Genomic DNA, 13,527 nt, shown 5'->3' with positions numbered 1-13,527 from the left:
GTCAGTGCCTGCATAGAGAAAACAGACTACCCGCTCCCGGAAGAGTTGTTGTCAACATCCTCCCGGTGAACGGTTACACCTTCATCACCCGCATGGCCGGTGATCCGGCGGCCATCGCCGCAGACAACAACACCCTGCAGGCCCTGCTGGAAGGGGTGGGATTCGGCATCCCCATGACGGTGAGCACGGATCCCCGCAACCACTTCACCCATGATCCCAACGCCACCAGCATCGGTGCCGGGGCCTTCTCCCAGTGGCCCGAGACCCTGGGGCTGGCCGCCATCGGCGATGCTGCCCTGGTGCAGCGCTTTGGCGACATCGCCCGTCAGGAGTACCGTGCCGTCGGCATCCACGAGGCCCTCTCGCCCCAGGCGGATCTCGCGACCGAGCCGCGCTGGGGCCGCATCAACGGCACCTTCGGGGAAGACAACCTGCTCGCCAAGTCCCTGGTCAAGGCCTACATCGAGGGCTTCCAGCAGGGGAGCGAGGGGATAGGCAAGGAGAGCGTGGTCACCGTGGTCAAGCACTTCGCCGGGGCCGGTCCCCAGAAGGACGGGCTGGATGCCCACAACCCCTGGGGCAAGGAGCAGATCTACCCCGGCGGCCAGTTTGCCTACCACCTGGTGCCCTTCGAGGGCGCCTTCGAGGCCAGGGTAGCCGCCGTGATGCCCTATTACGCCATGCCCCTGGGACTGATCCAGGATGGGCAGCCCGTCGAGGAGGTGGGGTTTGGCTTCAACCGCCAGATCATCACGGATCTGTTGCGGGGTCACTTCAAGTTTGACGGCGTGGTGCTGAGCGACTGGGGCATCGTCAATGACTGTGACAGCCGCTGCGAGCAGGGGCTGACCCAGGATGAAGTCAATGCCGGGGTGAGCCCCTGGACCGTGCCCTTTGGCATGTCCTGGGGCGTGGAGAAGCTCACCAAGGCCGAGCGCTATGCCAAGGCCATCGACGCCGGGGTGGATCAGTTCGGTGGCGTGGAAGATCCGGCGCCCCTGCTGGCGGCGGTGCAGAGCGGTCTGGTGACCGAGGCGGCCATCACCACTTCGGCCGAGCGGATCCTGGCCCAGAAGTTTGCCCTCGGGCTCTTCGAGAATCCCTATGTGGATGCCGAGGCCGCGGTGGCCCTGGTGGGCAAGACCGAGTTCCAGCAGGAAGCCCAGGCCGCCCAGGCCGCGTCTCACGTGTTGCTGAAGAACGAGGGGGCCCTGCTGCCGCTGAAGGCGGACGGCAAGCGGGTCTATCTGCACAATGTCAACGCCGAGGTGGCCAGGGCCAACGGCTATACGGTGGTGACGAACCTGACCGACGCGGAGCTTGCCATCGTGCGGGTCAACGCCCCGGGCGAGCAGGATCCCCGCTTCCCGTTTGGCAGCATCCACTTCGGTCAGCTCGGTTTTGCCAGCAATGATCAGGTGGTGCAGGAGACGGCCCATGAAGGGGTCTACCGCGGCGCGGATGACTATGCCGCCATCCAGGCCATCGAGCAGGCCGGGGTGCCCCTGGTGCTCTCCGTCTATCTGGACAGGCCCGCCATCCTGACCGAGGTCGCCCCGTCGGCCCGGGTGCTGCTCGTCAACTTCGGCGCCCTGGATCAGGCCCTGTTCGATGTCATGAGCGGCACCCAGAAGGCACGCGGCAAGCTCCCCTTCGAGCTGCCCTCGAGCTGGCAGGCGGTGCTGGCCCAGTCCCCGGACGTGGCCAAGGACTCACAAAGCCCGCTCTATCCCTACGGGGTCGGTCTGGCCTATTGACGGACAGGGATGTTCTGTCTCTCATCAAGGCGCCTTCGGGCGCCTTTTCCATTGCCCCCATCGACAATCCCGGTTTGGCGCAAGGGGTTGGCTTGGGCATAATGGCGCCCCGGCAACGGGTGCGGTGGCCAACGCGGCAGGCACCCGGTCACAGTGCACAGGAGATGAGATGAAATTTATCGGAGCCCACGTCAGTGCGGCGGGCGGGGTGGAAAACACCATCGCCCGGGCCAAAGCCATCGGGGCCAACGCCTTCGCCCTGTTTACCAAGAACCAGCGCCAGTGGCAGGCGGCGCCCCTCTCCGAGGCCAGCATTCGCGCCTTCAAGGCCGCCTGCGAGAAGGAGGGCTTTCGCCCCGAGCAGATCCTGCCCCACGACAGCTACCTCATCAACCTGGGTCATCCCGACCCCGATGCCCTCGCCAAGTCCCGGGATGCGTTCCTGGACGAGATGAAGCGCTGCGAGCAACTGGGGCTGTGCTACCTGAACTTCCACCCGGGCAGCCATCTCAAGCAGATCCCCGAGGCGGTGAGCCTCAAGCTCGTGAGCGAGTCCGTCAACTGGGCGCTGGAGCGCAGCGAAGGGGTGACGGCGGTGATCGAGAATACCGCAGGCCAGGGCACCAACCTCGGCTGGTCGTTCGAGCATCTGGCCACCCTCATCGACGGAGTAGAGGACAAGAGTCGGGTCGGCGTCTGCTTTGACACCTGCCACGCCTTCGCCGCCGGTTACGATCTGCGTACCCCCGAGGGGTGCGAGGCGGTGTTTGCCGACTTCGACCGCATCGTGGGGTTCCAGTACCTCAAGGGGATGCATATCAACGGCGCCAAGTGTACCTTCGGTAGTCGGGTCGACCGTCACCACAGCCTGCGGGAGGGCAACCTCGGCGAGGCGGTGTTCCACCACATCATGAACGACGACCGTTTCGACGGCATCCCGCTTATCCTCGAGACCATCGACGAGTCCATCTGGGGCGAGGAGATAAGCTGGCTGCGCAGCCTGGCCGGGAGCCCGCGCCCGGCGTGATGCCGGGGTCCACCATTGGGTAGCAAGGAGAGACGATGCACGACGAGACAAGGGCGCCCCTGCGCTTTGGCATTGCCGGGGCGGGGGCCATCGCCCGGCGTTTTTGCCGCGATGTGAACGGGCACGCCAGGGGAGCCGAGGTGGTGGCCATCGCCGCTCGGGACCAGGGACGGGCGGACGAGTTCGCCCGGGATCTGGGGCTGCCCCACGCCTATGGCAGCTATGAGGCCCTGGCCGCCAGCCCCGAGGTGGAGGCCGTCTATGTGGCGGTCATCCACCCGGAGCACGCGGGCCTGGTGAGGCAGATGCTGCTGGCGGGCAAGCACGTACTGGTGGAAAAACCGGCGGTGACCCGGGTGGCGGATTGGGACGCCCTGGTGGCGCTCGCCCACGCACGCGGCCTGCTGCTGCTCGAGGCCATGAAGGTGATGTGCTTTCCCGCCATGCGCGCCCTGTTGCAGCGCCTGCCCCTGCTGCCGCCGCCGCGCGAGCTGCGGGCGGCGTTCGGTTCGACCCAGCCCAGGGTGGGCAAGCTGTTCGATCCGGCGCTGGATGGCGGCGCTGCCTGGGACGTGGGGGTCTATCCCCTCTGGCTCCATGCCGCCCTCTGCCATCGGCTGGGGCTGGGCTGCCCCGCCCCCGAGGTGACGCTGACGCGGGCTCCGGGGGAGGTGGATCTCGCCGCCAGCTTCACGTTCGATGAGCCGTTTCGGGCCGAACTCGGGGCCTCCATCATCGAGGATCTCGAGCGGGAAGCGTCCTTGTCCGGGGAGGGGTGGCGCCTGGTCATCGAGGGCAAGTGGTGGAATCCCCAGCACATTCGCTGGCAAGGGGGGCCTGCTCCCGTCATCTGGCCGGCGGACATCTATCTGCCGGTGGAGGGGGGCGGCATGCAGCACGAGGCGGATCACTTCGCCGATTGCCTGCGCCACCGGCTGCTGGACTCCCCCTGGGTGCCCCAGGCCGTGACCCGGCAGGTGCTCGGCTGGATTGAAGGGGGACTCGCCGGCTGAGGCCGGGGAAGGGCTGAGGGCCGAGGGGAGCATCGGCTGAACGACAAGGGCGCCAATGGCGCCCTTGTCGCATCCGAAGGGTTTCTCACGCCAGGGTCTGGGCGCGGCAGAAGGCCAGGAAGCGGCGCAGGGCGACGGAGTGGAACTTCTGCTTGTGCCAGACGAGGGAGAGCTGGCGGGGGAAGCGGCGACTCGGGGTGAGGGCCACCAGGCGCCCCTGTGCCAGCCGGTCCGCCACCGCGAGGCGGGAGATGAAGGAGATGCCGAGCCCCTTCTCCACCGCCAGCATCACCGCCTCCAGGGTATTGAGCTCTATCCCCGCCTGCCAGCGGGGCAGGTGGGGCTGGAGCTGCTGCTCGAACTGCTCGCGGCTGCCGGATTGCGCCTCGCGCAGCACCCAGGTTTCCCCGGCAAGCCGGCGCAGGGGCAGCTCGAGCTGATCCGCCAGGGGGTGACCGGGGGCGGCGATGATGAGCATCTCGTCCTCCAGCCAGGGTTCGCTCACCAGGTCCGGGTGGTGGTTCTCCCCCTCGATGAGGGCGAGATCCAGTTCGAAGTGGGCGAGGGCATGGCACAGGAGGTGGGTGTTGGCGATGGTGACCCTGGGGGCGGCTCCCAGCTCCTGGGCCCCCTCCGCCAGCAGGGCGGGCAGCAGGTAGTTGCCGATGGTTTGGCTGGCCCCGAGGTGCAGCTGGCCGCTCGGCTCGGCATCGGGGCTGAAGAGCTGCTCTATCTCCTGCATCCGGGTCAGCAGCTCCTCGGCGGCCGGTTGCAGCAGGCGCCCCTCGCTGTTGAGCTGAAGCCTCGGGTGCACCCGATCGAACAGGGGCGTGGCGAGCTGGCGCTCCAGCTCCTGCAGCGACTGGGAGACGGCCCCCTTGCTCAGGCAGAGTTCATTGGCGGCGCCCCCCAGGTTGCCGTGGCGGGCGATGGTGGCAAACACCTTGAGTTGTTGCAGGGTGAGCTTCATATCGTTTGATTTTCCTAAACGCTAAGTTCAATTCATTTAGATATCGTAAACGATAGACCCCCTTTATCCTATGCCCATCGTCATCATCAAGAGGGTATCCGCCATGATCGCAAGAACCCGCCGCTCCCTGGCCGCCGCCCCGACCCCCATGGCCGGTCTGGCTCTGGGGATCGCCAGCCTCGGCTGGTGCTGGGAAAATGCCGGTCAGTTCGATGGCCGTCTGCAACTGCTGGGGGCCGCCATCGCCGCCGTGCTGCTCCTCGTCCTGACCTTCAAGTTCCTGATCCACCCGCGCCTGCTGTGGCAGGATCTCGCCCATCCCGTGGTGGGCAGCGTGGTGCCCACCTACGCCATGGGGACCATGGTGGTCTCCAAGGCGGTCGGCCTGCTCGCCCCGACGCTGGGGCAGGGGCTCTGGCTGTTTGCGGTCATCGTCCACCTCGTCTTCCTCGCCACCTTCGTCTGGCACAGGGCCAAAGCGTTTGAAATCCATCACATGGTGCCGAGCTGGTTCGTGCCGCCGGTGGGGATCATCGTGGCTGACGTGGCCTACCCGGGCGGTCCCTTCGCATCCCTGGCCACCGGCCTGCTCTGGTTCGGCATGGCCTGTTACGGCCTGATGCTGCCGCTGATTCTCTATCGCCTCATCTTCAGCCACGAGGTGCCGGATGCCGCCAAGCCCACCATCGCCATCCTGGCCGCCCCGGCGAGCCTGTCGCTGGCCGGCTACCTCACCGTGAGCCAGGATCCCTCCCTGCTGCTGGTGGCGGTGCTGCTCGGGATTGCCGTGCTGATGACCGGCATCATCTACCTGGCCTTCATCAAGCTGCTGCGCCTGCCGTTCTCGCCAGGTTACGCCGCTTTCACCTTCCCCCTGGTGATCGGGGCCACCGCCCTGTTCAAGGTGAGTCACCTGCTGTCGCAGTGGCCACAGGCGGCCCGCTATGCCGAGCAGCTCCATCAGCTGGCCTATCTGGAGCTGGGGGTGGCCACCCTGGTAGTGGGTTACGTGGCCCTGCGTTACCTGATGTTCTTCCTGCCGGTCATGCAGGATGACCTGACGGGGCAGCCCGCACGCCGCTAGGCACAAGGTTTTCTTACCCCCTTGTCATCGACCCCGCCCGTGCGGGGTCTGCCGTTCGTGATGCAGTGACACAGAGGGGAATCAAATGAAGCAGATTAATTTTGTCAATCCGTGAAGTGGCTTAAATAGTTGCCCATACAGGCGACATTCAGTTGGCGTTAACTGGTAATACCTGTCACGATGCGCGCCACTTTATCTTCCCATTGTTTTGTCGTGCCCCATGTCCTCATCTGATCCCGTGTTTGACGCCCGATTCCAGCCTCGTCTGCTGCACCCCCGTTACTGGTTGAGCTGGCTCGCCCTCGGCGCCATCGGTGTGCTCGCCTTCGTTCCCCCGCGCTGGCGGGATCGCCTGGCCGATGCTCTGACGCCCCTGGTATGCGCCATCTCGAAGAAGCAGATCTACATCGCCAGGACCAACCTCGCCATCTGCTTCAAGGAGAAGAGCGAGGCCGAGCGGGAGGCCATCCTGATGACCTCCATCCGGGTCGGCCTCAAGAGCCTGCTGGGCTTTGGCGAGTTCACCTGGCGCAGCCCCGCCCACGTGATGGGGCGGATCCAGGTCAGCGGCTGGGAACATATCGAGGCGGAGCAGGCCGCTGGCCGACCGGTGATCCTGGTGGTGCCCCACAGCTGGCCCATCGACGCGGCGGGCTACTACTTTGCCCAGCGGGGCCTGCCCATGTGCACCATGATGAAGAGCGCCCGCAACCCGGTGTTCGACTGGCACATCAACGGCGCGCGGGCCCGGCACGGCTGCCGCGTCTATGAGCGCAGCGCCGGCATCAAGCCGGTGATCAAGGCGGTGAAATCCGGTCTGAGCTTCTTCTATCTGCCGGATCAGGATCACGGCCGGGAGGCAAGCCTGTTCGCCCCCTTCTTCAACCACCCCAAGGCGACGTTGCCGGCCCTGCCACGGCTGGTGAAGCTGACCGGCGCCCGGGCCCTGCCGGTGCTGGCCTGCTATGACGAGCAGGCGCACGGCTACCGGTTGGAGGTCGAGGCTCCCTACGCCGACTACCCGAGCGGGGATCTGATGGCGGATACCTGCCGCATGAACGACAGCGTGGAGCGCCAGCTCTGCCGCCACCCGGGCCAGTACATGTGGTTCCTCAAGATCTTCGACACCCGTGAGGATCAGGTGGGGCCGGATGGCCTCTACGAAGAGGGGATCCGGCGCATCCGCCGGGGCCTTGCTCCTCACCCCTGAGCCTTGCGCTCACCCGGTGCAAAAATGTGGCCCCAAGCGGGCCACTTTTTATTTCTAACTTGTCTGATCAGTGACTTGGCGCGGGGGCGCTGTGCAGGGCAGGGTAGAAAAAGTTGTCAGGATCACTAAAATGACGCTCTGTTTTGATGATTCGATGGCGACCATGTCCGCACAAGATCCGGTGTTTGACACCTCTTTTCATCCGCGCCTGCTGCACCCCCGTCTGTGGGGCAGCTGGCTGGCCGTCGCTCTGCTCTCCCTGCTGGCCTGGGTGCCGGCAAGGGCACGGGACAAGCTGGCCGACTACCTGGCCCCCCTGCTGCTGCGCGTCTCCAGGAAGCAGGCCTACATCGCCGACACCAACCTCAAGATCTGCTTCCCCCATCTCGACGAGGCGGGCCGTCAGGCCCTGCTGCTGAAATCCATCCGGGTGGGGCTCAAGACCTTCCTGGGCTTTGGCGAGCTGACCTGGCGCAGCCCCGACTTCCTCAAGGGGCGCGTCAAGGTGAGCGGCTGGGAGCACGTGGAGGCGGAGCGGGCAGCCGGTCGCCCCATGATCTTCGTGGTGCCCCACACCTGGGCGGTGGACATGATTGGCCGCTACTTCCCCCTCCAGGGGATCAAGATGTGCACCATGATGAAAAGCCCCAAGGATGCGGTGTTCGACTGGTACATCAACCGCGAGCGCAGCAAGGGTGGGCGTATCTACGAGCGCAGCGTCGGCATCAAGCCCGCCATCAAGGCCCTGCGCAGCGGCGACAGCTTTTTCTATCTGCCGGATCAGGATCACGGCCGGGAGGCGAGCCTCTTCGTGCCCTTCTTCAACCACCCCAAGGCGACCCTGCCGGCCCTGCCCAAACTGGTGAAGCTGACCGGTGCCCGCGCCGTGCCCATTCTGGCCTGCTACGACGAGGGCGAGGGGTGCTACCGGCTGGAGATCGAGGCGCCGTTCGACCCTTATCCCACCGCGGATCTGGTAGCGGACGTCAACCAGATGAACCGCATGGTGGAGCAGCAGCTTGGCCGCTTCCCCGAGCAGTACATGTGGTTTCTCAAGATCTTCGAAACCCAGGAGCACGATCAGGGCGAAGACGGTCTCTACGAGTTGGGGATCCGCCGCATCCGCCAGGGGCTGCCACCGGAACCTTGATCGACACAGCCCCCTTGCGGGCCGTTTCTGACAGGGGTGGCAGGCCACCAGCAAACAGGTGCAAACAAGGTGCAAATAGGGTAAAAGGGCGGTCATGAAAATTCCAAATCGAATCCAACCTCTGGTTGATGACGGCCTGGTAGACGATGTCATCAGCCGGCTGATGAGCGGCAAAGAGGCCGACGTCTATGTGGTGCGCTGCGGCGACGAGATCCGCTGCGCCAAGGTCTACAAAGAGGCGTCAAAGCGCAGCTTCAAGCAGGCCGTGGTCTATCAGGAAGGGCGACGGGTGCGCAGCAGCCGCGATGCCCGCGCCATGGAGAAGGGCTCCAAGTACGGTCGCAAGCAGCACGAAGAGGTGTGGCAGAACACCGAGGTGGATGCCCTGTTCAAGCTGGCGGCGGCCGGGGTGCGGGTGCCCAGGCCCTATGTCTGCCTCGATGGCGTGCTGCTGATGGAGCTCATCACCGACGCCGACGGCAACGTCGCTCCCCGTCTCAACGACGTGGCCCTGACCCGTGAGCAGGCTCTGGTGGATCATGGCAAGGTGATCCGCTACGTGGTGCGCATGCTCTGCGCCGGGCTCATTCACGGGGATCTCTCGGAGTTCAACGTGCTGGTGGATGAAGAGGGGCCCGTCATCATCGACCTGCCCCAGGTGGTGGATGCCGCCGCCAACAACCAGGCCAGGGCCATGCTGGAGCGGGATGTCGACAACATGCGCAACTACTACGGCATGTATGCCCCCGAGCTGCTCAAGACCCGGTATGCCCGGGAGATGTGGTCCTTGTTCGAGGATGGCAAGCTGGGCCCCGAGACCGAGCTCACCGGCCTGTTCGAAGAGAGCCGGGAGGCCATCGATCTGGATGGCGTGCTGCACGAGATAGAGAGTGCCCAGGAGGAGGCCATGGCCCGCCGGGCCAGGTTGCAGGCGGAGCAGGAAGAGGAGTCCTGACGGGCCTTCATCCCAATCAACAAGAGCGCCATGGGCGCTCTTTTGTTTTGAAACCCTGGCTCAGAGCCCGGTCAGGGGCGGCGCCTTGAGACGAGGCCCCTGGTAACCCGTCACCTCGCCAAAGCGCGGATGACCGCTCTCCCAGTCGGCGGCGGCGGTGCGAATGGCCTCCTTGTCGACGCTCACGAAGTTCCACCAGATCTGCAGCGGTCTGGGCAGGGGCTCGCCGCCGATGAGCAGCAGCCGGGCACCCGGGCGCAAGGTCAGCACCACCTCCCGGTTGCCGGGGTGCAGGTAGAGCAGCTGCTCCGGGGCCAGGACCTCCCCTGCGACGATGGTCTCCCCCGCGAGGGGAAAGAGGCCGTGCTCGAAGGAGGGATCCAGGGGGAGGGTGATCTCGCCTCCCTCGGGGGCGTGCAGATCCAGCCCCAGAATGGGGGAGAAGTGCAGGGTGGGGGCGCGCCGGCCGCCGTGCTCGCCGATGAGCAGGGTGAGGGTGATCTCCCCTTGCTGCCAGCGGGGGAGCGTCGGGTAGTGATCGAAGCGGGGCGGGGTATGCTGATCCGCCTCGGGCAGGGCTATCCAGAGCTGGGCGGCGTGCAGATCGGGCTGGTTCGGGACCGACTCCTCGGTGTGGGCGATGCCCCGTCCTGCGGTCATCAGGTTCACCTGGCCCGGACGGATCACCTGCTTGCTGCCCAGGCTGTCCCGGTGGAGGATCTCCCCCTCCAGCATCCAGGTGAAGGTCTGCAGGGCGATGTGGGGGGGGGCCCCACATCCATGCCGGGGGCGCCGGGGGCAAAGCGGGTCGGGCCGATATGATCGAGAAAACACCAGGGCCCGATGGTGCGCCGCTCTTTGACCGGGATGGCGCGAGCCACCGGGATGCCGCCCACATCGGTGAGACGGGAGGCAATGCGTTGCCACTGTTGTGTCATGGGGTGCTCCTTGTCGAGGAAAAGGTTGGCGTACGCGCGCGCAGGTGGCTGCGTCTGCAGGGGGACGGACATGCCGTCTCGCCCGGTGCCGGTGAGTGATGCCGAGGTTACTATGCCCCAATCCGGCGCCGGATGGCAAAGACGGGGCACAGCGCCTGCCCTGAGGGCCCAGCCCGGCAATTGCAGCCGGGTACTGTATGAACGTACAATAGTCCCATCCCACTCTTGAGCCCGACCACCTGCATGACCGACATCCAGCCCCTCCCTCCCGTGACCCCGCCGCTCGACGGCTTCATCCTGACCCGCCATGGTCGGGATGTGCAGGGGCGTACCGAGATCGTGATGTGGCTCTGGAGCGCACAGGGACCGGTACGGGTGGTGGTGCCGGGGCAGGAGCCGGTCTTCTTCCTGCCGGAACGCCACTTGGAGGAGGCGGCAGAGCTCTTCAAGGGGGCCGGGGTGAGGGGGCGTTTTCGCCGCCTCCCCATGCACACCTTCGAGGGGAGCCGGGTGGTGGGCTGCTACTTTGCCACCCTGAGCGCCTTTCACCGCGCCATCGAGCTGCTGCTCATCCGTGGTTTGGAGCACTTCGAGGCGGATATCCGCCTGCCCGAGCGCTTTCTCATGGAGCGCTTCATCACCGCCGGGATGCGCTTTGACGGCAAGGCGAGGCGCAAGGGGGGCAGGCAGGGTTACTGGGAGGTAAACGAGGCGCGCTGTGCGCCGAAGGCGGTGACGCCGACCCTCTCCTGGGTCTCCCTGGACGTGGAGTGCGCCATGGATGGCACTCTCTTCTCGGTGGGGCTTCATAGCGAAGAGGACGCGCGGGTCATCATGATTGGTGCCCCGGAGCCGGACTCGCAGGACTGGGAGACCCCCGTCGAGTGGGTGGCGGACGAGCCAGCCCTGCTCGCTGCCTTGGAGGGCTGGTTCAGCCTGCACGATCCCGATCTCGTCATCGGCTGGAACGTGGTGAATTTCGACTTTCGCCTGCTGCTGCGCCGCACCGAACTCCACAAGCGGCGGCTGCGGCTCGGGCGCGGGCGGGAGCTCTGCTTCTGGCGCTCGTCCCGAAACGACCCCCAGAGCGGCAACGTCATCATCCCGGGGCGCATGGTGCTGGACGGCATCGATACCCTCAAGAGCGCCACCTGGCAGTTCCCGAGCTACAGCCTGGATGCGGTGGCGAGCGAGCTGCTCGGGCGGGGCAAGGACATCGAGGACGTGGCCAACCGGGGGGAGAAGATCACCGAGCTGTTCCACTCCGACAAGGAGGCGCTGGCCCGCTACAACCTGGAAGATTGCAGGCTGGTGTGGGAGATCTTCGATTTCTGCCACCTCATCCCCTTCGCCATCGAGCGCGCCTCCCTCACCGGTCTTGAGCTCGACCGGGTGGGCGGGTCGGTGGCGGCGTTCACCAACCTCTATCTGCCACGGCTGCACCGCGGTGGCTATGTGGCGCCCAACCTGCCGGCAGATGGCGGGCTCGCAAGCCCCGGCGGCTATGTGATGGACTCCAAGCCGGGGCTCTATCGCCACGTGCTGGTGCTCGACTTCAAGAGCCTCTATCCCAGCATCATCCGCACCTTCTGCATCGACCCCATGGGGCTGGTGGAGGGGCTCAAACACCCGGATAACGCCATTCCAGGCTTTCGCGGCGCCCTGTTCTCCCGAACCCGCCACTTCCTGCCGGATCTCATCGCCACCCTCTGGGCGGCGCGGGATCGGGCCAAGGCCGCCAGTAACAAGGCCCTCTCCCAGGCCATCAAGATCATCATGAACTCCTTCTACGGGGTGCTGGGGTCGGGGGGCTGCCGCTTCTATGACCCGAGGCTCGCCTCCTCCATCACCTTGCGGGGCCACGGCATCATGCAGCAGACCCGGGAGTGGATAGAGGCAGAAGGGTTCGAGGTGATCTATGGGGATACCGATTCCACCTTCGTGCACCTGGGGAGCGATATCCGTCTCGAACAGGCGGACGAGATTGGCCAGCGACTGGCGAAGATGATCAACGACAACTGGGCCGCGCTGATAAGGCGGGAGTTCGACCTGCCGAGCCATCTGGAGATCCAGTACGAGACCCACTACCGCCGTTTCCTGATGCCCACCATTCGCGGGCTGGAGAAGGGGAGCAAGAAACGCTATGCGGGACTGGTGGGCGAAGGGGAAGGGGAGCACCTGGTGTTCAAGGGGCTGGAGACGGTGCGCACCGACTGGACACCCCTTGCCAAGGCATTCCAGACCCGGCTCTACGAAATGGTGTTCCACGACCAGGATCCCAGCAGTTATGTGCGCACCATGGTGGACGAGACCCGGGCCGGCCGTCACGACGATCTGCTCATCTACCGCAAGCGGCTGCGCCAGAAACTCGAGGAGTATCAGAAGAACGTGCCGCCCCATGTGCGGGCGGCGCGCCTGGCGGATGAGGAGAATCTGCGCCGCGGCCTGCCCCAGCGTTATCAGCACAGGGGCACCATCGCCTACCTGATGACCCTGAACGGCCCCGAGCCTTTGGAGTACCGGCGCAGCGCCGTCGACTACGAGCACTACATCGACAAGCAGCTCAGGCCCATCGCCGACGCCATCCTTCCCTTTGTGGGGGAGTCGTTCGAGCGGATCTGCGGCCAGCAGCTCGATCTCTTCTGACGAAGCGAGGTAAACGCGGCGGCCATGGCACGACAATGGCTGCCCGCGGGCCAGAGGGAACATAGTGAGGCAGATGATGGGGGAGAGCGGGGGTCTGAGCCGACCAATGCAAAAAGCCCGCTATCAAGCGCAATGCTGTTCACTTAAGGAAAGTGCGAACAAGTATCCCACGAACAAAAAATGAAAATTTTAGTCATTTAATATCAATGGGTTACCAGTAAATGCTCTCGTGCCATATGACTTATTCGCACCTTCCCTTGGCCAAGGCCTTGCTCCAACACCAGTCGAACCGCCTCTGCCCGAAACTCTGGTGAATAGTGTTCTCTCGATTTCATTCAATACCCCCGATTGTCTCATCGTAACAATCGCGACTGTCTGTGAAAATCAGGATACCTCACCGGATCGCGTTGCTGCTCTTTGTTCTTGGTAGAGCTGGGTGCCTCAATGATGGTGGCATCCACCAAAGTGCCTCGGGTCATCATGACGCCTGCTTCGGCCGATGGTCTTGAACAATTGACGGGCCAGTTGATGCTGCTCGAGCAGGTGGCGGAAATTCATGATGGTGGTGCGATCCGGCAGGGCGCTATCCAGGGATAATCGGGCAAACAGGCGCATGGAGGCGATTTCGTATAGGGCATCTTCCATGGCACCGTCGCTCAGGTTGTACCAATGCTGCATGCAGTGAATACGCAGCATGGTCTCCAGCGGATAGGGCCGTCGGCCATTGCCCGCCTTGGGATAAAACGGCTCGATGACAGCGGTCATATTCTGCCATGG

Annotated in this window: 11 protein-coding genes and 1 pseudogene; 8 read left to right on the top strand and 4 right to left on the bottom strand. The window is 65.0% G+C overall.

The features are described 5' to 3' along the window. The first annotated feature begins 92 nt into the window (after positions 1 to 92). The 3 genes from OKC30_RS15750 to OKC30_RS15740 all read left to right on the top strand — a co-directional run bounded on the left by OKC30_RS15750 (position 93) and on the right by OKC30_RS15740 (position 3,797). Positions 93 to 1,757, top strand: a complete 1,665-nt coding sequence (locus OKC30_RS15750; RefSeq protein ID WP_442865697.1) for a glycoside hydrolase family 3 protein — start codon at positions 93 to 95, stop codon at positions 1,755 to 1,757. A 169-nt stretch (positions 1,758 to 1,926) separates the two neighbouring features. Then, a complete protein-coding gene (nfo, locus tag OKC30_RS15745; RefSeq protein WP_160838438.1) occupies positions 1,927 to 2,784 on the top strand; it encodes a deoxyribonuclease IV in 858 nt (285 codons plus the stop codon). A 35-nt stretch (positions 2,785 to 2,819) separates the two neighbouring features. Further along, positions 2,820 to 3,797 (top strand): Gfo/Idh/MocA family protein, encoded by a 978-nt coding sequence (locus tag OKC30_RS15740; RefSeq protein WP_052816399.1) that lies wholly within the window; start codon positions 2,820 to 2,822, stop codon positions 3,795 to 3,797. A gap of 85 nt (positions 3,798 to 3,882) precedes the next feature. On the opposite strand, the gene OKC30_RS15735 is transcribed toward OKC30_RS15740, so the two are convergent. Further along, positions 3,883 to 4,767 carry a LysR substrate-binding domain-containing protein gene (locus OKC30_RS15735; protein ID WP_010674621.1) on the bottom strand — a complete coding sequence of 295 codons (885 nt, stop codon included), beginning with the start codon at positions 4,765 to 4,767 and terminating at the stop codon, positions 3,883 to 3,885. Positions 4,768 to 4,870: 103 nt separating this feature from the next. Here OKC30_RS15735 and OKC30_RS15730 point away from each other — a divergent pair, with 103 nt between their 5' ends. From OKC30_RS15730 to OKC30_RS15715, 4 genes are all read left to right on the top strand, one after another. Further along, complete coding sequence (locus OKC30_RS15730) at positions 4,871 to 5,851, top strand: TDT family transporter (protein ID WP_160838434.1); 981 nt, start codon at positions 4,871 to 4,873, stop codon at positions 5,849 to 5,851. 220 nt (positions 5,852 to 6,071) lie between these two features. After that, the gene (locus OKC30_RS15725) at positions 6,072 to 7,061 is read left to right on the top strand and encodes a lipid A biosynthesis (KDO)2-(lauroyl)-lipid IVA acyltransferase (RefSeq protein ID WP_010674623.1); all 990 of its coding nucleotides are present in this window, start codon (positions 6,072 to 6,074) and stop codon (positions 7,059 to 7,061) included. Between the two features lie 154 nt (positions 7,062 to 7,215). Then, positions 7,216 to 8,211, top strand: coding sequence for an LpxL/LpxP family acyltransferase (locus OKC30_RS15720; protein WP_270666742.1), 996 nt, complete (start codon positions 7,216 to 7,218; stop codon positions 8,209 to 8,211). Between the two features lie 94 nt (positions 8,212 to 8,305). Beyond that, positions 8,306 to 9,166, top strand: coding sequence for a PA4780 family RIO1-like protein kinase (locus OKC30_RS15715; protein ID WP_029314478.1), 861 nt, complete (start codon positions 8,306 to 8,308; stop codon positions 9,164 to 9,166). A gap of 60 nt (positions 9,167 to 9,226) precedes the next feature. Here OKC30_RS15715 and OKC30_RS15710 read toward each other — a convergent pair whose 3' ends face one another. Continuing rightward, entirely contained in the window at positions 9,227 to 10,000 is a 774-nt protein-coding gene (locus OKC30_RS15710) for a pirin family protein (protein ID WP_270662163.1), read from the bottom strand. A gap of 347 nt (positions 10,001 to 10,347) precedes the next feature. On the opposite strand from OKC30_RS15710, the gene OKC30_RS15705 reads away from it, so the two are divergent. Further along, entirely contained in the window at positions 10,348 to 12,750 is a 2,403-nt protein-coding gene (locus tag OKC30_RS15705) for a DNA polymerase II (RefSeq protein WP_160838432.1), read from the top strand. Positions 12,751 to 12,953: 203 nt separating this feature from the next. Here OKC30_RS15705 and OKC30_RS21435 read toward each other — a convergent pair whose 3' ends face one another. Both OKC30_RS21435 and OKC30_RS15700 read right to left on the bottom strand, forming a co-directional pair. Beyond that, positions 12,954 to 13,085, bottom strand: coding sequence for a transposase (locus OKC30_RS21435; RefSeq protein ID WP_333563107.1), 132 nt, complete (start codon positions 13,083 to 13,085; stop codon positions 12,954 to 12,956). 63 nt (positions 13,086 to 13,148) lie between these two features. Further along, positions 13,149 to 13,527, bottom strand: a pseudogene (locus OKC30_RS15700) (IS5 family transposase); the annotation flags it as partial.

The sequence above is a fragment of the Aeromonas sp. QDB18 genome, assembly GCF_027705325.1.
GTDB classification, from domain to species: domain Bacteria; phylum Pseudomonadota; class Gammaproteobacteria; order Enterobacterales; family Aeromonadaceae; genus Aeromonas; species Aeromonas caviae.
Note: the sequence above shows the minus strand (reverse complement) of the source record. Positions and strands in the feature narration are given on the sequence as shown.